Below are 21,189 nucleotides of genomic sequence, written 5' to 3' on the forward strand. Positions count from 1 at the left end.
GCCCGCCGACATCCCCCATCGGCGGGCTGTCGGCCGTCTGTCGGGGCGTTGTCGGTGGCGCCTGGTCTAGTAGGGGCCATGACGCGATCACACACCAACGCCGTCGAGGTACGGGGCCTCGTGAAGCACTTCGGCGAGACGAAGGCCCTCGACGGGGTCGACCTGGATGTCCGGGAGGGCACGGTCCTCGGGGTCCTCGGGCCCAACGGCGCCGGGAAGACCACCCTCGTCCGCTGTCTCTCCACCCTCATCGTCCCGGACGCCGGGACCGCCACCGTCGCCGGTTACGACGTGGTGCGCCAGCCCCGGCAGCTGCGCCGCACCATCGGCCTCACCGGCCAGTACGCCTCGGTCGACGAGAAGCTGTCCGGCTGGGAGAACCTCTACATGATCGGGCGGCTGCTCGACCTCTCCCGCAAGGACTCCCGGGCCCGCGCCGACGAGCTCCTGGAGCGCTTCTCGCTCACCGAGGCCGCCAAGCGGCCCGCGATGAACTACTCGGGCGGGATGCGGCGGCGGCTCGACCTGGCCGCCTCGATGATCGGGAACCCGGCCGTCCTCTACCTGGACGAGCCGACGACCGGCCTCGACCCCCGCACCCGCAACGAGGTCTGGGACGAGGTCAAGCGGATGGTCGCCGAGGGCGCCACCGTCCTGCTCACCACCCAGTACATGGAGGAGGCGGAGCAGCTCGCGAGCGAGCTGACCGTCATCGACCGCGGCAAGGTCATCGCCAACGGCAAGGTCGACGACCTCAAGGCCCGGGTCGGCGGCCGCACCCTGAAGGTCCGCCCGGCGGACCCGGCCGACCTGACCGCGATGGCCGCCGCGCTGCGCGAGACCGGTCTCGACGGGGTCGCCGGCGCGACCGTCGTCCCCGACGAGGGCGCGCTGTACGTGCCGATCCTCGCCGACGAGCAGCTGACCGCCGTCGTGGGCCTGCTCGGCGCGCGCGGCTTCGGCATCGCCCACATCGGCACCCACCTGCCCAGCCTGGACGAGGTGTTCCTGGCGATCACCGGCCAGAAGACGACCGTGTCCGACGCGCTTCCCGAGGAGGTCGCCGCATGAGCACCGCCACCACGACCACACCGCTCTCCAAGACCCCCGTCGGCGCCCCGGACCCGGGCGCGGGCCCGGCGCGGGCGCTGCCCGGCGAGGGCCGGATCGGCCTGCGGGCCAATCTGCGCCACATCGGCGCCCTGGCCCGGCGCAACGCCCTCCAGATCAAGCAGGACCCGGAGTCGATGTTCGACGCCGTCCTGATGCCGATCATCTTCATCCTGCTGTTCGTGTACGTCTTCGGCGGCGCGATCGCGGGCAAGGGCAACAACGACGCGTACGTGAACTACGTGACGCCCGGCCTGATGGCGATGATGGGCATGAACATCGCCATGGCCGTCGGCACCGGGATGAACGAGGACTTCAAGAAGGGGGTCATGGACCGGTTCCGGACGATGCCGATCGCCCGGTCCTCCGTCCTGATCGCCAAGATCGTCGTCGAGGTCGGCCGGATGCTGATCGCCACCGCGATCCTGCTCGGCATGGGCTTCCTGCTCGGCATGGAGATCAAGACCTCGGTCCTCGACCTCTTCGCCGCGATCGGCCTGTCGATGGTCTTCGGCGCCTCGCTGATGTGGATCTTCATCCTGCTCGGCCTCACCATGAAGACGAGCCAGGCCGTCCAGGGCGTCGCGATGCTGGTCCTGATGCCGCTCCAGTTCGGCTCCTCGATCTTCGCCCCGCCGACCTCGATGCCGGGCTGGCTGGAGACCTTCACCGACTACAACCCGCTCTCCAACCTCGCCGACGCCGCGCGGAACCTCGTCAACGGCGGTCCGGTCGCCCACTCGGTGTGGATGACCCTCGGCTGGTCGGTGCTGATCACGGTCGTCACGGCGCCGATCGCGGTCGCCAAGTTCCGCAAGAAGACCTGAGTCGCGAACACCCCCGGGGGGGTTCAGGACTCGGCGCGCTCTCTGATCGCGTCGGCGGCGCGACCGAGCAGGGCGGCGGCCTCTTCGAAGGAGAGGCCGTCGCCCTCGGCGCGTGCCGCCCCGAACTCCGCGTCGCCGAGGACGGACCGGGCGAGTTCGGTCGCCCGCTCCAGTTGCTCCCGCTCGGTCGGCGGCGGCAGGTGCTCCGGCGGGAGCAGGCCGTCCCTGGCCCCGAGCAGCACCGCGCCGGTCCGCGCCTCCGGTCCGCCGAGTCCGGCCAGGGCCCAGGCGGCGACGATCAGGTGCATGGCCGGCATCTGCGGGCCGATCATCATGGACAGCGGGCCGAGAGAGCTCTCGTACGCTTCCCTGGCGAGGGCGAGTCCGGAGCCGTACCTGCCGTCCAGGACGTCCAGCCAGCCGAGGACGCCGAGGGTGAAGCCCCTGAAGAGGGCGAGGGTGTCCGAGTCGAACTCCCCGAGGAGCGCGTGGAGGTGCTCGCGGGCCTCGTCGGTGCGTCCCGCGCGGCCGAGTGCCACGCCGAGGAACATGCGGGCGCCGACGCGGGGTTCGTGGCCCAGGCCGTGGTCGTCGGCCAGGATCTCGCGCAGGATCGCCTCGCCCTCGGCGGGCCGTCCCGACTCGACGAGCGTGCCGGCGTACCGGGCCCGCAGGAGCAGCACTTGCGCCTGGGCGCCGATCCGTTCGGCGTGGCCGATGGCGGCGGTGAAGTCCGCGGCGGCCGCCTCGAAGTCGAGGAGCCGTTCCTCGGCTTCCGCGCGGGAGGAGAGCGCCTCGGCCGCGCCCCAGGCGTCGCCGAACCGCTCGAAGATCCCCAGGCTCTCGTCGGCGTCGGCGATCGCCTCGGCGGCCCGGTCGCTCCGGTTGGCGAGCATGTTGGCGCGCAGCTGGAGGGTGTTGGCGAGGTCCCAGTCGTAGCCGTAGCGGCGGCAGGCGTCGACGGTGGTGTCGAGCCGCTCGCCGAGCCGGCCGGCCTCTCCGATGAGGAGGACCGCGAAGACGGCGAAGGCGCCGGGCAGCCGGCAGGACTGGGGCAGGCCGGGGTCGTACCCGGCGGTCATCTCGCGCAGCCGCCGGACGCCCTCGGGTGTGGTCCAGCGGCCGGTCTCGTGGCTCATGTTGATGAGTTCGACGAGCCGCACCCCGCGCCGGGCCTCCTGGCGCTGCGCCTCGGAGAGCGGCGGCGGCGCGGCCGTGCACGGCTCGTGGAGCGGTACGACGGGGGCGGCGGGCGGCGCGAACGGGTCGGGTCCGAGGGCGGCGACGGCCTCGGACCAGTACAGGGCGTCGGTGCGCAGGTCGCGCATCTGCCAGTACCAGATCAGGCAGTGGACGAGGACGAGCGCCTCGTCCTCGTCGCGGGCGTCGACGGCCCGGCGCAGGGCGGTGCGGAGGTTGCCGTACTCGGTCCCGAAGCGGGCGATGGCGGCGAGCTGCCCCGACCCGCGCAGCTCCGGATCCGTCCGCCGGGCCAGCTCCCGGTAGTACACCAGGTGCCGCCGCTCCACCTCCGCCCGCTCCCCCGCCTCCGCAAGCCGCTCCCGCGCGTACTCCGCCACCGTCTCAAGCAGCCGGTACCGCATCCCGTCCTCCACCGGACCCGCCACCACCAGCGACTTGTCCACCAGCGCGCCCAACACGTCCAGCACGTCCAAACCCGCCCCGTCGTCCGCGCACACCGCCTCCGCCGCCGCCAGACCACACCCACCCGCGAACACCGAAAGCCGCCGCAGCACCACCCGCTCCGGCCCCTCAAGCAACTCCCACGACCAGTCCACCACCGCCCGCAACGTCTGCTGACGCGGCAACACCGTCCGCGCCCCCGCCGTCAACAACCGGAAACGATCATCCAGCCGCTCCGCGATCTGCCCCACCGACAACATCCGCAACCGCGCCGCCGCCAGCTCGATCGCCAACGGCAACCCGTCCAGACGACGACACACCTCCTCCGCCGCCCCCAGGTCCTCCTCCACCGAGAACCCCGGCCGCGCCGCCGCACCCCGCTCCCCCAGCAACCGCAACGCCACCCCCACCGGCAACGGACCCACCGGCCGCACCACCTCCCCCGGCACCCCCAACGGCTCCCGACTCGTCGCCAGGACCCGTAGCTCGGGGCAGCGGGCGAGGAGGGCCTCGGCCAGTTCGGCGGCGGCGTCGATCACGTGCTCACAGTTGTCGAGGACCAGCAGCATCCGGCGCCCGCCGCAGTGCTCCACGATCCGGGCGAGGAGGTCGCTCCCGGCCCGCAGCTCCCCGGCTCCCGCGCCGCGCAGGACGGTCTCGCGGGCGCCGACGGCCGCGAGGACGGCCTCGGGCACGGCCTCCGGATCGGTGACGGGGGCGAGCTCCGCGACCCAGACGCCGTCGGGCCAGGCGTCCGCCCCGCGCTCGGCGGCCTCCTGGGAGAGGCGGGTCTTCCCGGCGCCGCCGGGGCCGAGCAGGGTGACGAGCCGGGCCGCCCGCAGGTCCTCCCGGAGGGCGGCGATCTCCTCGTCGCGGCCGACGAAGCTGGTGAGCCGCGCGCGCAGGTTCCCCGGGACGGGGGCGGGCCGGGGTGCCGCCGCGGCCGTCTCCGCCGTCTCCGCCGTCTTCCCGGCGAGCAGGTCCGCGTGGAGGGCGCGCAGGGCCGGGGACGGGTCGGTGCCGAGGCGTTCGGCGAGGGCGCGGCGGACCGTCTCGTACGCGGCGAGCGCCTCGGCCGCCCGGCCCGTGTCGCGCAGGGCGCGGATCCGCATGGCCTGGAGGGGTTCGTCCAGCGGGTGGGCCTCGCAGAGGGCGGTCAGTTCGGGGAGGGCGGCGGAGGCCTCGCCGAGGGCGAGGGCGGCGTCGAGCCGGGCGCGGCGGGCGTCGAGGCGGCGGGCCTCCCGGCGGGCGGCCTCGGCGGCCCGGTCCGGGAGGTCGGCGAGGGCGGGGCCGCGCCAGAGCCCGAGGGCCTCGTCCAGCAGGACGGCGGCACGCCCCGCGTCCCCGGCGGCGAGGGCGGCGGCCCCTTCGGCGGCGAGCCGCTCGAAGCGGTACAGGTCGACGTCCTCGGGGCGGGCGTCGAGCCGGTAGCCGCCCTCGGCGGAGACCACCCGCTCCCGGCCGAGGGCCCGGCGCAGCCGCCCGACCAGGGCCTGGAGCGCGGCGACCGCGTCGGCGGGCGGCTCGTCGCCGTACCAGACCTCGTCCACGAGCTCCCGTACGGGCACGGGGCGGCCCGCCCGCAGGACGAGGGCGGTGAGCAGCGCGCGGACCCGGGGGCCGCCGACGGCCACGTCGGTGCCGTCGGGCGCGTGGACGAGGGTGGGGCCGAGAACGGAGTAGCGCACGGGCCCATTCTCCGCGAGCGCCCGACCCCCGCTCCCGGCGGGGAGCCGTCCGGGCCGGGGCCTGCCGGTTCTCCACCCGGAGCCGGAGCCGGGGGACGTACCGGAACCGGACCGGGCCCCGGTACGTTTCCCGCACACCAGCCTTCCCCGTCCCCTGGGAGCCCCCGCGATGACCACGGCCACCACCCGGAGCCACGAACGGCGGATCAGCCCCGTCTTCCTGGCGATCCTCGCCGTCATGGCCGTCACCGGCTGGGCGGTGTGGACGGACTTCGCCGCCCTGCCCGGACTCGCGGTCTTCCTCTTCGTGACCTCGGCGTGGGTGGTGTCGCTCTGTCTGCACGAGTACGCGCACGCCCGGACCGCCCTGCACGGCGGGGACATCACGGTGGGCGCGAAGGGCTATCTGACCCTGAACCCGCTGAAGTACACGCACGCGGTGCTGAGCATCGTGCTCCCGGTGCTCTTCGTGATCATGGGCGGGATCGGTCTGCCGGGCGGCGCGGTCTTCATCGAGCAGGGGCGGATCAAGGGCCGCTGGAAGCACAGCCTGATCTCGGCGGCGGGTCCGCTGGCGAACGTGCTCTTCGCGCTCGTGTGCACGGCCCCGTTCTGGCTGGACGCGCTGGACGGCGTGCCGCCGGCCTTCCGGTACGCGCTCGCGTTCCTGGCGTTCCTCCAGGTGACGGCGGCGCTCCTGAACATGCTGCCGGTGCCGGGGCTCGACGGTTACGGGGTGGTGGAGCCCTGGCTGTCGTACAAGGTGAAGCGGCAGATCGAGCCGTACGCGCCGTACGGCTTCTTCGTGGTGATCGCGCTGCTGTTCGTCCCGGCGGTCAACGGCGCCTTCTTCGACGCGATCGACGCGCTCATGCGGACCCTCGGGGTGCCGGAGCTGAGCCGGTACTGCGGTTCGCAGCTGTTCCGGTTCTGGCAGGGGACCCCGGAGTTCTGCGAGGTCTAGGGCCTGCTCAGCCCTGGGCGGCGGCGGCCTTCTCGACCCTGGCACGGCGGAGGTAGTACCAGGCCATGTTGGAGGAGAGGCCGGCCAGGAGGACCCAGACGATGCCGAGGAAGCTGCCCTGGACGAAGGAGACGACGGCCGCGGCGACGGCCAGGGCGCAGACCACGAGGGCATAGAGGGCGAGGCGGGGCATGGGGGTCGGCTCCTGTCCGGTACGGATGGGTCTCGGTGCCCGTCCAGTGTCCCCCATGCCCGGAAGCGTCCGTTCTCCGGCTCGCCCCTCCGGCCCGGACGTCCTCAGACGCCGGTGATCCGGAGGCCCGCGTGGGCCTTGTAGCGGCGGTTGACCGAGATCAGGTTGGCGACGAGCGACTCGACCTGGTGGGCGTTGCGCAGCCGGCCGGCGAAGACGCCCTTCATGCCGGCGACGCGGCCGGCGAGGGCCTGGACGATCTCCACGTCGGCGCGCTCCTCGCCGAGGACCATCACGTCGATGTCGATCTCGTCGACGGAGGCGTCCTGGAGGAGGACGGCGGAGAGGTGGTGGAAGGCGGCGGTGACCCGGGAGTCCGGGAGGAGCGCGGCGGCCTGCTCGGCTGCGGAGCCCTCCTCGGGCTTGAGGGCGTAGGCGCCCTTCTTGTCGAAGCCGAGCGGGTTGACGCAGTCCACGACGAGCTTGCCGGCCAGTTCCTCGCGCAGCGACTCCAGCGTCTTGGCGTGGCCGTCCCAGGGCACGGCGACGATCACGACGTCGCTGCGGCGGGCGGTCTCGGCGTTGTCGGCGCCCTCGACGCCGTGGCCGAGCTCCGCGGCCGCCTCCCGGGCGCGGTCGGCGGCGCGGGAGCCGATGATCACCTTCTGTCCGGCCAGGGCGAACCGGTAGGCGAGGCCCCGGCCCTGCTCGCCGGTGCCGCCGAGGACGCCGACGACGAGCCCGGAGACGTCGGGGAGGTCCCACGGGTCCTTGGGGGCCTTGGCGGCCTCGGCGGTGGGGTCCTGGGGTGCGCTGGAGGAAGTCATGGCCCCGACATTACCGACCGGTCGGACCGCCGGGGCGCTCCTCGTACGGGTGATCCTTCCGCGTTCGGCCGCGCGCGGGCCCGGCGTCGTACAGGATGCGTCCGCATGGATGCCGTACGGGTCGCGTTGCTGCGGGAAGTGCTTGCCGGGACGGAGTGGCCGGGGGCGGCCCGCCGGTTCGCGAAGACGCTCCGGGGGTCGGTGGTCCCGCACGGGGGCGGGCTGCTCCTGGTGGGCACGGAGGAGTACGAGCCCTGGCACCTGGCGGCGCACCTGGTCGACGAGGCCGCCTGGTCGGGGCTGCCCGAGCTGGCTCCGACGCTGGTGCGGCACCGGGTGCGGGCGGGGGACCCGGCACACCTGGCGGTGGGTCTGGGCCGCCTGGAGGCGGCGGGGCGGGGGGCGACGCTCCTGATGGTGGCGCCGGAGCGGCCGGAGGCGGGGCTGCTCCAGCGGGTGCACGACGCCCGGCGGGCGGGGGCGACGGTGCTGACGCTCGACGGGGGCGACCCGGAGGTGCGGGGGCTCGCGCACGAGGCGCTCGCGGTGACGGAGGGGTCGGGGGTGGACCTGGACACGGTGCAGCACCTGGTGAGCGCGGCGGCCGGGGAGAACAGCCTGCCGTCACCGCGCGGGACCCACCGCTTCCGGGACCGCCTCTCGTCCCTCGCGGACCGGCTGACGGCTCCGCCGCCGAAGCGCTGGTAGGGGGCGCGCCCGGCCCGGTGGTGCGGCTCACCGATAATCAGGTTGCCTTCAGCACCTTTCGGACGGAGCATGTCCCCTCGTGTCCCCCGCGCTCTCCAAGCTCGCCGCCGTTCTGCCCGATCTGGCGCCCTGGCGCGCCTCCCGCGACTTCCGGCTCCTGTGGGTGCAGGGGCTCGTGACGTTCTTCAGCAGCGCGATGGCGATGATCGCGCTGCCGCTCCAGATCAAGGAGCTGACGAACTCGCCGCTCGCGGTCGGGGCGATGGGCGCGGTCGAGCTGGTGCCGCTCGTGGTCTTCGGCCTGTACGGCGGGGCGCTCGCGGACGCGGTCGACCGGCGGCGGGTGATCCTGTGGACCGAGGCGGGCCTCGGCGCGCTCGCCGTGGTCCTGCTGGTCAACGCGGTGCTGCCGGAGCCGATGCTCTGGCCGCTGTACGTGGTGGCGGCCTGCGTCTCGGCGCTCGCGGGGCTCCAGCGGCCCGCGCTCGACTCGCTGTTCGCCCGGATCGTGCCGCACGAGCACCAGACGGCGGCGGCCGCGCTGAACTCGCTGCGCTGGCAGATGGGCGCCATCGCGGGCCCCTCGATCGCGGGTCTGGTCGTGGCGTTCGCCGGGCACGCGCCCGCGTACGCGGTGACGGCCTGCGGCTTCGCGGTCTCGGTCCTGATGTGCCGGCGCCTCTCGCCCGCGCCGCCCGCGCACGACGCGGAGAAGCCGTCGCTGCGGGGCATCGCGGAGGGCGCGCGGTACGCCTGGTCGCGGCCGGTGCTGCTCGGCACGTACGCGGTGGACCTGGCGGCGATGTTCTTCGCCTTCCCGAACACGATCTTCCCGTTCCTCGCGGACGAGCTGGACGCGGACTGGTCCCTCGGCCTGATGTACGCGGCGGGCTCGGTGGGCTCGCTGGTCCTCGGTCTGACCAGCGGCTGGACCTCGAAGGTGCGGCGGCACGGGCTGCTCGTGGCCGGGGGCGCGACGGCCTGGGGCCTGGCGATCGCGGCGGCCGGCTGGTTCGGGAACGTGTGGCTGGTGCTGCTCTGCCTGGCCTTCGCGGGCGCGGGCGACATGCTGAGCGGTCTGGGCCGCTCGACCATCTGGAACCAGACGATCCCGGAGGAGCTGCGCGGCCGGCTCGCCGGCATCGAGGTGCTCTCGTACAGCGTCGGCCCGCAGCTGGGCCAGGTGCGGGCGGGCGTGATGGCGGGCTGGACCGGCACCCGGACGGCGATCTGGACGGGCGGCGTGGCCTGCGTGGCCTCGGTGGGCCTGCTCTGCCTGGCGCTGCCGAAGCTCCTGACGTACGACTCCGAGACCGACGCGGACTCGCTGCGGCGCCGGGCGCAGCAGGAGGCGGCCGGGAAGGCCCGCGCGGAGGCCGCCGACACCGCCTGAGCGGCACCGGCGGCCCGCGCCCGTCCGGGGTCACCCGCCGCGGGGCCCGGTCATTCGGGGGACTCGTCCTTCTTCCCGCCGGCGTCGTGCCAGCGCGGGTCGGTCTCCCACTCCAGGTTCCGCTCGCGGGCGGTCTCCATGGCGTGGGAGGCCTCCTCACGGGTGGTGTACGGGCCGAAACGGTTCTTCGAGGGGCATTCGGGGCCCTCCTCGACCTTCTTGTGCTCCAGGCAGTAGTACCACTCGCCCGGTTTGCCCGCGGTGCGCTTCTTGAACAGGGCCATCGTCGGCTCCTTCCTCCGAGGATCATGGTGCCCCAGACCCGGTCGTTACACTCGCTGGCATGTCTGGCCAGTCGCTTCTCGTACCGGGGGAGCTCTCCCCCCACCGCTCCGTTCCGGGTTCCATCCGCCGCCCCGAGTACGTCGGGAAGCCCGCACCGACCCCGTACACCGGGCCCGAGGTGCAGGATTCCGACACGATCGAGCGGATGCGGATCGCCGGCCGCATCGCCGCGCGGGCGATGGAGGAGGCCGCCAAGCACATCGCCCCCGGCGTCACCACCGACGAGCTCGACCGGGTCGCGCACGAGTTCATGTGCGACCACGGCGCCTACCCCTCCACCCTCGGCTACCGCGGCTTCCCGAAGTCGCTGTGCGCCTCGGTCAACGAGGTCATCTGTCACGGCATTCCGGACTCCACGGTGCTGCGGGACGGCGACATCGTGAACCTGGACGTCACGGCGTACATCAACGGCGTCCACGGCGACAACAACGCCACCTACCTCTGCGGCGACGTCGACGAGGAGTCCCGGCTGCTCGTGGAGCGGACCCGGGAGGCCCTGAACCGGGCGATCAAGGCGGTGAAGCCGGGCCGCCGGATCAACATCGTCGGGCGGGTCATCGAGTCGTACGCCAAGCGGTTCGGCTACGGGGTCGTGCGCGACTTCACCGGGCACGGCATCAACTCGTCCTTCCACTCCGGCCTGATCGTGCCGCACTACGACTCCCCGCACCACACCACCGAGATCAAGACCGGCATGACCTTCACCATCGAGCCGATGCTGACGCTCGGGACCCACGACTACGACATGTGGGACGACGGCTGGACCGTGGTGACCAAGGACCGCAAGCGGACGGCCCAGTTCGAGCACACCCTCGTCGTGACGGAGACCGGGGCGGAGATCCTGACCCTGCCCTGACGTTGCCCCGCCCCGGGAAGTGGGTAGCTTTTTTACCGACAGGACGTCGGGAACCAGTTGACTTAGGTAAGCCTAACTTGGCAGGATCGTCACTGGTTCCCGTCCCATCGGTCCCGGAGGCACGCCTTGGACACGCCCTTCTCGACGCTCATCCGCACGGCATCGCACGAGCAGCACACCGAAGCGGAGACGTCGTCCTTCATGGGTGACCTCCTGGGCGGGCGCCTCGGCGTCGACGCCTACGCGCGCTACACCGAGCAGCTCTGGTTCGTCTACCGGGCCCTGGAGGAGGGCGCGGAGGCCCTGCGCGAGGACCCGGTCGCCGGGCCGTTCATACAGCCCGAGCTGTTCCGCACGGCCGCCCTGGAGCAGGACCTCGCCCATCTGCGCGGCCCGGACTGGCGGGACGGCCTCTCGCCGCTCCCGGCCACGGTGGCGTACGCCGAGCGGGTCGCCGAGTGCGCCCGCGACTGGCCCGCCGGCTACGTGGCCCACCACTACACGCGCTACCTGGGCGACCTGTCGGGCGGCCAGATCATCCGCGACAAGGCGGAGCGCACCTGGGGCTTCGCGCGCAAGGGCGACGGCGTCCGCTTCTACGTCTTCAAGGAGATCTCCAACCCGGCCGCGTTCAAGCGGGAGTACCGGGAGCTGCTCGACGGGGTGAACGCCGACGACCTGGAGAAGCAGCGGATCGTCGACGAGTGCAAGCGCGCCTTCGCCTTCAACAGCGCGGTCTTCCACCAGCTCGGGAGCGAGTTTCCGCTGAGCGCGTGACGTGCGGGCGCGTGGGGAGGGTCAGCGCGTGAGCGTGCCCTCCAGGCGGACGCGTCCGCCGAGTTCCACGATGCCGTCGGGGCCGGGGGCGGTGAGCAGCTGCGAACCCCGGCCCTGCGTGATGTTCAGGGCCCGCCCCAGCTCCGCCGTGAGCAGCAGCGCCGCCGCGCCGGTCGCCTCGTCCTCGTCGATGCCGTCGCCGCGCCCCGGGAAGGCCCGCGCCCTGATCCGCCCGGCGGCCTCCTCCTCCCAGGCCCAGGCGTAGATCCACTCCCCCGGCTCGGGCACCTCCAGGGCCTCCACCTCGGCGGCGGAGCCGTACCGGCGCAGGGTGCGGGGCGGGGCCCACTCCGCGCGCGCCTCGATCCAGGTGAACTCCCCGTCGCCGCGCACCCAGACCTCTCCGGCCGGCGGGTGGACGACCTCCAGGTCGAGCAGCCAGGCCGCGCCGACGAGCGGGTGCCCGGCGAAGGGCAGGCGCAGGCCGGGCGTGTAGATGTCCACGAGCCCGCGCTCCGGGTCGTCCACGAACACCGTCTCGCTGAAGCCGAGCTCCTTGGCGAGCGCCTGGCGCGAGGCCTCGTCGGGGTGGGTACGGGCGTCCCGTACGACCCCGAGCGGGTTGCCGTACCGGCCGTCGCCCGCACAGAAGACCCGCAGGACGTCGATGTCAGTGGCGGTCGTGTTCATGGCGGAATTCAACCACTCGTCCGCAAGGGGGCGGGGCCGCACCCGGATTCCGGGTGCGGCCCCGCCTGGTGGGAGGTGGCGGATCAGGAGGCCGTGCCGCGGCGCCGGGCCGCGACGACGACGGCCGCGCCGGTCGCGACGGCCAGGGCGGAGGCCCCGGCGAGGAGGCCGGTGGGGACGTCCGAACCGGTGGAGGCGAGGGAGCCGGAGCCGCCGACCGTGCCGGCCCCTCCGGCGGTCCCGCCGCCGGCCGTGCCGCCGCCGACGCTGCCGCCACCGCCGACCGTGCCACCGCCGCCGACGGTGCCGCCGCCCGTGGTGGACGAGCCGCCGTCACCGCCGGTGGAGCCGGTCGAGCCGGTGCCGCCGGAGCCGGAGGTGCCGCCGGTGGCCGGGGGCAGCGTGGCGTTCTGGTCGAGCGAGAACGAGACGGTCACCGGGTCCATCGCGGTGCCCGCCGGGTAGCCGCCCTGGCCGCCGGGGGCGGAGAAGCTGGCGGAGCCCGCCTCGGTCAGCTTCGCCGGGACGTCCGCGAGAGTGACGACCCCGCCCTTCGCCGCCCAGTCGGCCTTCGACAGGTCCAGGTCGACGAGGTCGACGTCGTCCTTGGTGCCGGTGGCGGAGGTGACGTCGGCGGTCAGGGTGCCGGTGGTGCCGGCGGCCTTCACCTTGAGGTCGGAGACGGTCCACTGGATGCCGTGCGCCTCGCAGACGAAGGCGAGCCTGCCGGAGAAGGCCGCCTCGGCCTTGCGGGCCTCGGCGTCGAGGTCGGCCTTGACGAAGCCGAAGTCGTAGGCCGCGCCGTTCTTCTTCGCGCCGTCGGTGGCGGTGACGGTGCCGCCGCAGATCTCACCGACGTACCGCTGCCAGCTCTCCTTCACGCCCCAGGTGAGCTTGCCGTTGACGACCTTGCCGGGACCTGCGGTCGGCGGCGCCGTGGTGGTGTCGGTCGGCGCGGGGCTGGTGGGCTCGGTGGTCGTCGGCGCGGGGCTGGTGGGCTCGGTGGTCGTCGGGGCCGGGCTGGTCGGCTCGGTCGTCGTCGGGGCCGGGCTGGTGGGCTCGGTGGTCGTCGGCGCGGGGCTGGTGGGCTCCGTCGTCGTCGGCGCCGGGCTGGTCGGCTCGGTGGTCGTCGGCGCCGGGGTCGTGGGCTCGGTCGTCGTGGTCGTCGGCTCCGGGGTGGTCGGCTCCGTCGTGGGCCCCGTCGGCGTCGGGGTCGGGGTCGTCGGCTCCGTCGTGGGCGGAGTCGTCGGCCTGGCGCCCGCCTTCACCGTGAGGGTGGCCGCGTCGAGCGCGTCGCCCTCCTTGTAGAAGCCCGCGAACGCCTCCGCGCCGTCCTTCGTCAGCTTCGCCGGGATGTCCTTGAAGACCATGGCGCCGCCGGCGCCCTGGCCCGGCCGGATGCCGGTCATGTCGAGGGCGGCGAAGGGGATGTCGGAGCGGGTGCTGAAGGTGCCGTCCTTCTCCTTGGTGACGACGTCGGCGGTGATCTCGCCGGTCGGCGCGGCCGAGCCCGTCGTCGACAGCCGGACGTCCGAGATGCGGATGTCGAGGGCGCCCTGGTGGGCCTCGAAGTGGACGCCGCCCTTGAAGGCGGTGGCGGTGCCGTGGCTCTTCGTGTCGTACGTGCCGACGCCGTCGACGAACGTGAACACGCCGTTGTTCGCGGCCTGCCGGGCGCCGTCCTCGACCGTGATCTTCCCGTGCGCGAAGGGCTGCGCCAGGTACGAGCGGAAGGACTGCTTGATGCCCCAGTCCAGGGTGCCGTCGATCAGCGGCAGCGGCGGCGGCGCGTCCTCGGCCGCGGCGGGCAGGGCGAGGGCGACGGCGCCCGTCCCCAGGGCGGCGGCCGTGGCGACGGCGGCGGCCAGGGTGACGGAACGGCGCATGGATGTGGCCATGACGAATTCTCCTAGGGGTGCGCGGGCACGGGGGTGCGCGCGGAAGGGGGCCGCGCGGGGGATGCGCGGCGGCGTTTCGGGAGCGCCGGGACGGCGGCGCGGGGCGGTGGTTCAGGAGGTGGGGGCGTCCGTGCGGCGGCGGCGTACGACGGCGAGGACCGCGAGCGCGGCGACCACGAGGACGCCCGCGCCGATCGCGAGGTACGTGCCGGTGGAGGGGCCGGAGGACGAGGCGGCGGCGGTGGCCGGGGCGGTCGTGGCCGGCTTCGCCGGTGCGGTGGTGGCGGGGGCCGTGGCCGGCGGGGTGGCCGCCGCGTTGCTGCCGAGGTCAGGGAGCGCGGGCAGCTTCGCCTTCTCGTCGACGGTGACGGCGAGCGAGACGGGGTCCATCGCGGTCCCGGCCCTGTACATCCCGCCGAAGGCCTTGGCGCCGCCCTCGGTGAGGGTGGCGGGGGCCTCGGTGACGGTGGCGAGGCCGTCCTGCGGGACGAGGCGCGGGGCGGCGAAGGTCACCAGCGGGACCGCCTTCTCGGTCCTGCCGGAGGTGGTGACGTCGGCGCCGAGGGTGCCCTTGCCGTCCTTCACGCGGACGGTCACCTTGCCGAGGGCGAGGTCGAGGTGGGTGCCGGTGAAGCGGACGCTGCCCGCGAAGGCGGCGTCGAGGACGCCGGTCTCCGGGTCGTACGTGCCCTTGCCGCCGGTGAAGCGGAAGAGCGCGCCGCCGTCCTGGGCGCCGTCGGCGAGGGTCCACTTGCCCTGTGCGATGGAGCCGGTGACGTACTCGCGGAAGGTGCGGCGGACGCCCCAGTCGACGGCGGCGGCCCGGAAGGATCCGGCGGCCTGCCCCGGCTTCCCGGAGGGCTGCGGGGACTTCGGGGGAGCCGATGAGGGCGCGGCGGAGGTGGGCGCGGTGGTCGGCGTGGTGGTCGGCGTCTTCCGCTGCGGCGCGCTGACGTCGACGGAGAGGGAGACGGGGTCGAGCCGGGTGCCGGCCGGGTAGTAGCCGGCGAAGGCGGTGGCGCCCTGCGCGGTGAGGGTGGCGGGGACGCCGGCGAGGGCGACGGGGCTGCCGCCGCCGCGCATGTCGATGCCGCCGAGGTGCAGGGTCGCGAGCGGCACCTGCGAGGAGACGTTCGTGCGGCCGCTGCCCTTGGCCTTGCTCGCCATGTCGGCGTAGAGGGTGCCCTGTCCGCCCTGGATGCGGATCCGGGGGCGGCTGATGGTGAGGTCCAGCTCGTTGGTGCCGTCCGCCTTGCGGTGGCCGGTGAAGCGGACGCCGCCGGAGAAGGCGGCTTCGAAGGCGCCGGTCTCCGGGTCGTACGAGCCGCGCGCGGAGTGGAAGCGGAACTGGCTGCCGCCGACCGTGGCGGCTCCGCCGGTGAGGCTCCAACTTCCTTGCGCGATGGGCCCGGTGACGTAGCTCTGGAAGGAGGACTTGATGCCCCAGTCGAGCCGCCCGCCCTGCACCGTGCGGCTCTCCGCGTAGGCGGTGGAGGCCGGTATCAGGGCGGCGAGCAGCGCCGCGAACAGGGTCACGGCGAGCGCGCGGGCGGGTCTGGACAGCAGCATGGAACCCCTCCGAGGGCTAGCAACGTAGGTAAGGCTAACCTAAGGTATGTCGAGCTCCGGACGGAATCCCCCCTGCCCCCGGGGACCCCGGGACCACGACCCGGCAGCACGAGCAGGACAAGCGGAACGACGACAGGACGGTGTCCGGTGCGCAGAACTCGCCTCGCGGGAGCACTGACGGCAGTGCTCACCCTCGCCCTCGTGGCGACCGGCTGCGGAAGCGGGAACGGAGGGGGCGGCGGCGCCCCCGCCGCGAAGCCGGCGGCCGCCCCCGACCGGGTCGAGCCGCTCGCCGCCCCGGCCGCGCCCCGCCTGCCCGTCACGGTCGACTCGGCCGACGGCCGGAAGGTCGCCGTCACCTCCACCGAGCGGATCGTCCCGCTCAGCGGCTCCCTCAGCGAGATCGTCTTCACCCTCGGCCTCGGCGACCGGGTCGTCGCCCGGGACATCACCGCCACCTTCGAACAGGCGGAGAAGCTCCCGGTGGTGACCCGCGCCCACGACGTCTCCGCCGAGAGCGTCCTCTCCCTGAAGCCCACCCTCGTCATCGCCGAGGGCACCACGGGCCCGGCCGAGGCGATCGAGCAGATCCGCGACGCGGGCGTCCCCCTCGTCGTCGTGAAGCCGGCCAAGTCCCTCGCCGACGTCGGCACCCGCATCGACGCGGTCGCCGCCGCCCTCGGCGTGCCCGACTCAGGCACCGCCCTGCGCACCCGCACCCAGGAGCGGATCGACGCCGTGCGGAAGGGGATCCCGGCCCGTCAGGAGAAGCCCCGGGTGGCCTTCCTCTACGTGCGCGGCTCGGCCGCCGTCTATCTGCTCGGCGGCGCCGAGTCCGGCGCCTCCTCCCTGCTCGAAGCGGCCGGCGCGGTCGACGCGGGCAAGGAGTCGGGCCTGGTCAAGGACTTCACCCCGATCACCAGCGAGGCCCTGGCGAAGGCCGCGCCCGACGCGATCCTCGTCATGAGCAAGGGCCTGGAGTCGGTCGGCGGCGTCGACGGCCTGGTGAAGGTCCCCGGCGTCGCCGAGACCCCGGCCGGCGCCGACCGCCGGGTGGTCACCGTCGACGACGGCGTCCTCCTCAACTACGGGCCGCGCACCGACCTGGTGCTCCGCTCCCTGGTCGACCAGCTGTACGGGAAGAAGAAGTGACCGCGCTCCAGGAGACCCCCGCGGTGTCCAAGCCGTCCGGCACGACCCCGGCCGCGCGGCCCGCCCGGCGCGGCCGGGCCACCGTCCTCACCCTCTCCCTGGTCGGCGCCCTGCTGCTCCTCGCGCTCCTGTCCGCCGGGATCGGGGCGTACGAGATCCCGCTCGGGGACGTCCTCGCCTCCCTCCAGCACCGGGCCGGGCTCGGCGGGCACGCGCTCGACCGCACGGCCGAGAGCGTGCTGTGGAACATCCGGCTGCCCCGGGTCGTCCTCGCCGTCCTCGTCGGCGCCTCCCTGGGCTGCGCGGGCGCCCTGATGCAGGGCGTGTTCGGCAATCCGCTCGCCGAGCCCGGCGTCATCGGCATCTCCTCGGGCGCGGCCGTCGGCGCGGTCGGCGCCATCGCGCTCGGCCTCTCCCTCTTCGGCAACTGGACGGTGACGGTCTGCGCGTTCGCCGGCGGCCTGGTGACGGTGCTGGTCGTGTACGCCATGTCCCGGTCGGGCGGGCGTACGGAAGTGGTGACGCTGATCCTCACCGGCATCGCGGTCACCGCGTTCGCGGGCGCGCTCATCGGCCTCTTCATCTTCTTCGCCGACAACGCGCAGATCAGCCAGATCACGTTCTGGCAGCTCGGCTCGCTCGCGCAGGCCACCTGGCCGAAGGTCCTGGCCGTCCTGCCGTGCGCGCTGGTCGGCCTGCTCGTCGCCCCCTTCTACGCCCGCCGACTGGACCTGCTCGCGCTCGGCGAGCGGCCCGCGCGCCATCTGGGCGTGGACGTGGAGCGGATGCGGATCGCCCTGATCCTGGTGGTGGCGCTGCTCACGGCGGCGGCGGTCGCGGTGTCCGGCATCGTCACCTTCGTCGGCCTGGTGATCCCGCACGTCCTGCGCATGGTGAACGGGCCGGGGCACCGCTTCCTGGTCCCCGGCAGCGCGCTGGGCGGCGCGGTCGCCCTCACGGCCGGCGACCTGGCGGCCCGGACGATCGCGGCCCCGGCCGAACTCCCCCTGGGCGTCCTCACCGCCCTCATCGGCAGCCCCTTCTTCTTCTGGCTGCTGCGCAGGACCCGTCGCAAGCAAGGTGGTTGGGCATGACGTCCGTACTGTTCCGGGGGCTCCTCCCGCACCGGCACCCGCGCGAGCTGCCCGTCCCCGCCGCGCCCGGCACCCTGGTCGCCGAGGCCGCCGGGGTGCGGATCGAGCGGGGCCGGCGGGCCGTGCTCGACGGCGTCGGGATCGGGGTGCGGGCCGGGGAGGTCCTCGCCCTGGTGGGCCCGAACGGCGCCGGGAAGTCGACGCTGCTCGCCGCCCTCGCCGCCGATCTCGCCCCGAGCGCCGGGGAGATACGGATCGGGGGACGGCCGGCGGCCGACTGGACGGCCGGCGAGCTGGCCCTGCGCCGCTCCGTACTGCCGCAGGACGCCACGCTGTCCTTCCCGTTCCCCGTCGCCGAGGTCGTACGGATGGGCAGGGCGCCCTGGGCCGGGACCGTCCGGGAGGACGAGGACGAGGAGGCGGTCGCGGAGGCGATGGCGGCCACCGAGACCGGGGAGTTCGCCGGCCGCCCGTTCTCCGCGCTGTCCGGCGGCGAGCGGGCCCGGGTGGCCCTCGCCCGCGTCCTGGCCCAGCGGACCGGCCTCCTGCTGCTCGACGAGCCGACGGCCGCCCTGGACCTGCGCCACCAGGAACTGGTCCTGCGGGTCTGCCGGGAGCGGGCGGCCGCCGGGGTCGCCGTGGTGGTGGTCCTGCACGACCTGGGGCTCGCCGCCGCCCACGCCGACCGGGTCGGGGTGCTGCACGACGGCCGGATCGCGGTGGAGGGTCCTCCCTCGGAGGTGCTCGGCGAGGAGCTCCTGAGCCGGGTGTACCGGCAGCCGGTGGAGGTGTTCCCGCACCCCCGGACCGGGGTCCCCCTCGTCGTCCCCGTACGGCGTTCGGAGACGGGCGGATCCCTTCCTTGACCCGCCCTTGACCGGTCCGTGAACCGTCCCTGGAACCGCCGTGACCCGGCCGTGTCCGGTGCGCCGGAGATGAGAGCCGGATCACCGGCCGGGCCGTTCTGACCGAGGTAAGCCTGGGCTAAGTTGGCTCCGCCCCGGTCCCGTTCCGCGTCGTTTCTGGAGTGCCCATGCGAGCCGTCCGCCTCTCCGCCGTCACCGCCGCAGCGACCGCGGCGGCCCTGGCCGCCGTCACCGGATGCGCCGAGAAGGGCGGCGACGACGCCAAGGACGGCGCGGTCACCGTCGTCGCCAAGGATGACTCCTGCACGGTGTCGACGACGGAGTTCCCGGCCGGGCACGTGCGGCTGAACATCGAGAACCGGGGCTCCAAGGTCACCGAGGTCTACGTCCTGTACCCGGACGACCGGATCGTCACCGAGCGCGAGAACATCGGCCCCGGCACCCGGGCCTCGCTCACCGCCGAGATCAAGGCCGGCGACTACGCGATCGCCTGCAAGCCCGGCATGACGGGCGCCGGCATCCGGCAGGCGGTCAGGGTCACCGGCGAGGGCGCCACCGGCACGAAGCGCTCCCCCGAGATGGACGCCGCCGTCTCCGCCTACCGCCAGTACGTCCAGGCGCAGGCCGAGCAGACCCTCCCCAAGGCGAAGGTCTTCACCGACGCCGTCCGCGCCGGGGACGTCGAGGGCGCCAAGAAGGCGTACGCCCCCTCCCGCATCGGCTGGGAGCGCACCGAGCCGGTCGCGGAGTCCTTCGGCGACATCGACCCCAAGGTGGACGTCCGCGAGGACGGCCTGGAGGAGGGCCAGGACCCGGTGAAGGACTGGACCGGCTGGCACCGCCTGGAGAAGGCGCTCTGGCAGGACGGGAAGATCACCGCCCGGGAGAAGCAGCTCGCGGACGCCCTGGACGAGGACCTCGCGGACTGGGTGAAGCGGGTCGGCCGGGCCGAGATCACCCCGACCTCCATGGCCAACGGCGCCAAGGAGCTCCTGGACGAGGTCGCCACCGGCAAGGTCACCGGCGAGGAGGAGCGCTACTCCCACACCGACCTGGTCGACTTCAAGGCGAACGTCGAGGGCGCGCAGAAGTCCTTCGACCTGCTGAAGCCGGTCGCCGCCAAGAACGACCCGGAGCTGGTCGCCCGGCTCGACGAGCGGTTCGCCGCCCTGAACGCGCTGCTCGACAAGTACCGCCGGGACAAGGGCGGTTACGAGTTCACCCCGTACGACAAGGTCGGCAAGGAGCAGCGCAAGGAGCTGTCGGACGGCGTCAACGCGCTGGCCGAGCCGCTCTCGAAGCTCGCCGCCGCCGTCGTCAAGTAGCCGGGGGTCCCGCATGAGTGAGGCCACCTCTCCCTCCCGGCGCGCGGTCATCGGCTGGGGCGGCGCCGGGCTCGCGCTCGGCGCCGCCGCGGCCGGCGGGGCCGCCGCCCTGACCCGGGGCGGCGCGGACCCGGCCGCCGGGGCGGGCGGGGCCGTGCCCTTCCACGGCCCGCACCAGGCCGGCATCGCCACCCCCGTGCAGGACCGGCTGCACTTCGCCGCCTTCGACGTGACCACGAAGGACCGCGCGGAGCTGGTGCGGCTGTTGAAGGACTGGACGCGGGCCGCCGAGCGGCTGACGGCCGGCGCCGAGGTCGGCGCGGGGGCGTACGGCGGGCTGCCCGAGGCCCCGCCGGACGACACCGGCGAGGCCCTCGGCCTCAAGCCCTCCCGGCTCACCCTCACGATCGGCTTCGGGCCCTCGCTCTTCGACGGGCGCTTCGGTCTGGAGGGCCGGAGGCCCGGCGCCCTGGTCGACCTGCCCCGCTTCCCCGGCGACGACCTGGACCCGGCGCGCAGTGGCGGCGACCTGTGCGTCCAGGCCTGCGCCGACGACCCGCAGGTCGCCGTGCACGCGATCCGCAACCTGGCCAGGATCGGCTTCGGCGGGGTCGCCGTGCGCTGGTCCCAGCTGGGCTTCGGCAAGACGTCCTCGACGACCCCGGACGCGCAGACCCCGCGCAACCTCTTCGGCTTCAAGGACGGCACCCGCAACGTCGCGGGCACCGACACCGCCCGGCTCGATGCGCACGTGTGGGTCTCCGGGAAGGACGCGGAGGGTCCGGCGGCCTGGATGGACGGCGGCTCCTACCTGGTCGCCCGGCGCATCCGCATGAACGTCGAGACCTGGGACCGCACCTCCCTCGCCGAGCAGGAGGACGTCTTCGGCCGCGACAAGCGCGAGGGCGCCCCGGTCGGGAGGGCGAAGGAGCACGACGAACCGTTCCTGAAGGCGATGAAGCCGGACTCCCACGTCCGGCTCGCCCACCCGGACACCAACCGGGGCGCGACGATGCTGCGCCGGGGATATTCGTTCACCGACGGCACGGACGGCCTCGGGCGGCTGGAGGCGGGGCTGTTCTTTCTCGCGTACCAGAGCGACGTCCGCACCGGCTTCGTGCCGGTGCAGACCTCGCTGGCCCGCGCCGACGCGCTCAACGAGTACGTCCGGCACGTGGGTTCGGCGGTCTTCGCGATCCCGCCGGGCGTCCGCGACCGCGACGACTGGTGGGGCCGTGCCCTGTTCACGTGACACCCGGAGGG

General features: G+C 74.0%; 19 protein-coding genes. 12 read left to right on the forward strand and 7 right to left on the reverse strand.

Features of this window, described 5'->3' with window-relative positions; all coding sequences use genetic code 11:
• The first annotated feature begins 78 nt into the window (after positions 1 to 78).
• The gene (locus ACIQD7_RS13540) at positions 79 to 1,071 is read left to right on the forward strand and encodes an ATP-binding cassette domain-containing protein (RefSeq protein WP_402441679.1); all 993 of its coding nucleotides are present in this window, start codon (positions 79 to 81) and stop codon (positions 1,069 to 1,071) included.
• Positions 1,068 to 1,937 carry an ABC transporter permease gene (locus tag ACIQD7_RS13545; RefSeq protein ID WP_121831432.1) on the forward strand — a complete coding sequence of 290 codons (870 nt, stop codon included), beginning with the start codon at positions 1,068 to 1,070 and terminating at the stop codon, positions 1,935 to 1,937. The genes ACIQD7_RS13540 and ACIQD7_RS13545 overlap by 4 nt, the downstream gene beginning before the upstream one ends.
• 23 nt (positions 1,938 to 1,960) lie before the next feature.
• On the opposite strand, the gene ACIQD7_RS13550 is transcribed toward ACIQD7_RS13545, so the two are convergent.
• On the reverse strand, positions 1,961 to 5,269 hold the full coding sequence (locus ACIQD7_RS13550; protein WP_402441680.1) for an AfsR/SARP family transcriptional regulator: 3,309 nt from the start codon (positions 5,267 to 5,269) through the stop codon (positions 1,961 to 1,963).
• Between the two features lie 169 nt (positions 5,270 to 5,438).
• Between ACIQD7_RS13550 and ACIQD7_RS13555 the strand changes: the two genes are divergently transcribed.
• On the forward strand, positions 5,439 to 6,233 hold the full coding sequence (locus ACIQD7_RS13555; protein WP_390755345.1) for a site-2 protease family protein: 795 nt from the start codon (positions 5,439 to 5,441) through the stop codon (positions 6,231 to 6,233).
• Positions 6,234 to 6,240: 7 nt separating this feature from the next.
• Here the strand turns inward: ACIQD7_RS13555 and ACIQD7_RS13560 are convergent, their stop codons facing one another.
• Positions 6,241 to 6,483, reverse strand: a complete 243-nt coding sequence (locus tag ACIQD7_RS13560; protein ID WP_402441681.1) for a hypothetical protein — start codon at positions 6,481 to 6,483, stop codon at positions 6,241 to 6,243.
• A gap of 47 nt (positions 6,484 to 6,530) precedes the next feature.
• A complete protein-coding gene (gene npdG / locus ACIQD7_RS13565; RefSeq protein ID WP_402441682.1) occupies positions 6,531 to 7,253 on the reverse strand; it encodes an NADPH-dependent F420 reductase in 723 nt (240 codons plus the stop codon).
• A 105-nt stretch (positions 7,254 to 7,358) separates the two neighbouring features.
• Here npdG and ACIQD7_RS13570 point away from each other — a divergent pair, with 105 nt between their 5' ends.
• Entirely contained in the window at positions 7,359 to 7,961 is a 603-nt protein-coding gene (locus tag ACIQD7_RS13570; RefSeq protein ID WP_402441683.1) for a hypothetical protein, read from the forward strand.
• 79 nt (positions 7,962 to 8,040) lie between these two features.
• A complete protein-coding gene (locus tag ACIQD7_RS13575) occupies positions 8,041 to 9,354 on the forward strand; it encodes an MFS transporter (protein WP_121832842.1) in 1,314 nt (437 codons plus the stop codon).
• A 50-nt stretch (positions 9,355 to 9,404) separates the two neighbouring features.
• Here ACIQD7_RS13575 and ACIQD7_RS13580 read toward each other — a convergent pair whose 3' ends face one another.
• The gene (locus ACIQD7_RS13580; protein ID WP_121832841.1) at positions 9,405 to 9,638 is read right to left on the reverse strand and encodes a hypothetical protein; all 234 of its coding nucleotides are present in this window, start codon (positions 9,636 to 9,638) and stop codon (positions 9,405 to 9,407) included.
• Positions 9,639 to 9,697: 59 nt separating this feature from the next.
• Here ACIQD7_RS13580 and map point away from each other — a divergent pair, with 59 nt between their 5' ends.
• Together map and ACIQD7_RS13590 are read left to right on the forward strand one after the other, a co-directional pair.
• Positions 9,698 to 10,555, forward strand: coding sequence for a type I methionyl aminopeptidase (gene map / locus ACIQD7_RS13585; RefSeq protein WP_402441684.1), 858 nt, complete (start codon positions 9,698 to 9,700; stop codon positions 10,553 to 10,555).
• A gap of 126 nt (positions 10,556 to 10,681) precedes the next feature.
• Positions 10,682 to 11,332, forward strand: a complete 651-nt coding sequence (locus tag ACIQD7_RS13590) for a heme oxygenase (biliverdin-producing) (RefSeq protein ID WP_402441685.1) — start codon at positions 10,682 to 10,684, stop codon at positions 11,330 to 11,332.
• 21 nt (positions 11,333 to 11,353) lie between these two features.
• Here the strand turns inward: ACIQD7_RS13590 and ACIQD7_RS13595 are convergent, their stop codons facing one another.
• The 3 genes from ACIQD7_RS13595 to ACIQD7_RS13605 all read right to left on the reverse strand — a co-directional run bounded on the left by ACIQD7_RS13595 (position 11,354) and on the right by ACIQD7_RS13605 (position 15,489).
• Positions 11,354 to 12,022, reverse strand: coding sequence for a PhzF family phenazine biosynthesis protein (locus ACIQD7_RS13595; protein WP_402441686.1), 669 nt, complete (start codon positions 12,020 to 12,022; stop codon positions 11,354 to 11,356).
• A gap of 83 nt (positions 12,023 to 12,105) precedes the next feature.
• Entirely contained in the window at positions 12,106 to 13,920 is a 1,815-nt protein-coding gene (locus ACIQD7_RS13600; protein ID WP_402441687.1) for an HtaA domain-containing protein, read from the reverse strand.
• Between the two features lie 111 nt (positions 13,921 to 14,031).
• Positions 14,032 to 15,489: an HtaA domain-containing protein gene (locus ACIQD7_RS13605; protein WP_402441688.1), complete on the reverse strand. Its 1,458-nt coding sequence runs from the start codon at positions 15,487 to 15,489 to the stop codon at positions 14,032 to 14,034.
• Between the two features lie 147 nt (positions 15,490 to 15,636).
• Here ACIQD7_RS13605 and ACIQD7_RS13610 point away from each other — a divergent pair, with 147 nt between their 5' ends.
• From ACIQD7_RS13610 to efeB, 5 genes are all read left to right on the forward strand, one after another.
• Positions 15,637 to 16,641: a hemin ABC transporter substrate-binding protein gene (locus ACIQD7_RS13610; protein WP_402441689.1), complete on the forward strand. Its 1,005-nt coding sequence runs from the start codon at positions 15,637 to 15,639 to the stop codon at positions 16,639 to 16,641.
• Between the two features lie 23 nt (positions 16,642 to 16,664).
• Positions 16,665 to 17,735, forward strand: coding sequence for a FecCD family ABC transporter permease (locus ACIQD7_RS13615; protein ID WP_402442340.1), 1,071 nt, complete (start codon positions 16,665 to 16,667; stop codon positions 17,733 to 17,735).
• A complete protein-coding gene (locus tag ACIQD7_RS13620; protein ID WP_402441690.1) occupies positions 17,732 to 18,601 on the forward strand; it encodes a heme ABC transporter ATP-binding protein in 870 nt (289 codons plus the stop codon). The genes ACIQD7_RS13615 and ACIQD7_RS13620 overlap by 4 nt, the downstream gene beginning before the upstream one ends.
• Positions 18,602 to 18,768: 167 nt before the next feature.
• Positions 18,769 to 19,926: an iron uptake system protein EfeO gene (gene efeO, locus ACIQD7_RS13625; protein ID WP_402441691.1), complete on the forward strand. Its 1,158-nt coding sequence runs from the start codon at positions 18,769 to 18,771 to the stop codon at positions 19,924 to 19,926.
• Between the two features lie 13 nt (positions 19,927 to 19,939).
• Positions 19,940 to 21,178: an iron uptake transporter deferrochelatase/peroxidase subunit gene (gene efeB / locus ACIQD7_RS13630; protein WP_402441692.1), complete on the forward strand. Its 1,239-nt coding sequence runs from the start codon at positions 19,940 to 19,942 to the stop codon at positions 21,176 to 21,178.
• Positions 21,179 to 21,189 lie beyond the last annotated feature (11 nt).

It is taken from the genome of Streptomyces sp. NPDC093071, assembly GCF_044754545.1.
GTDB lineage: Bacteria > Actinomycetota > Actinomycetes > Streptomycetales > Streptomycetaceae > Streptomyces.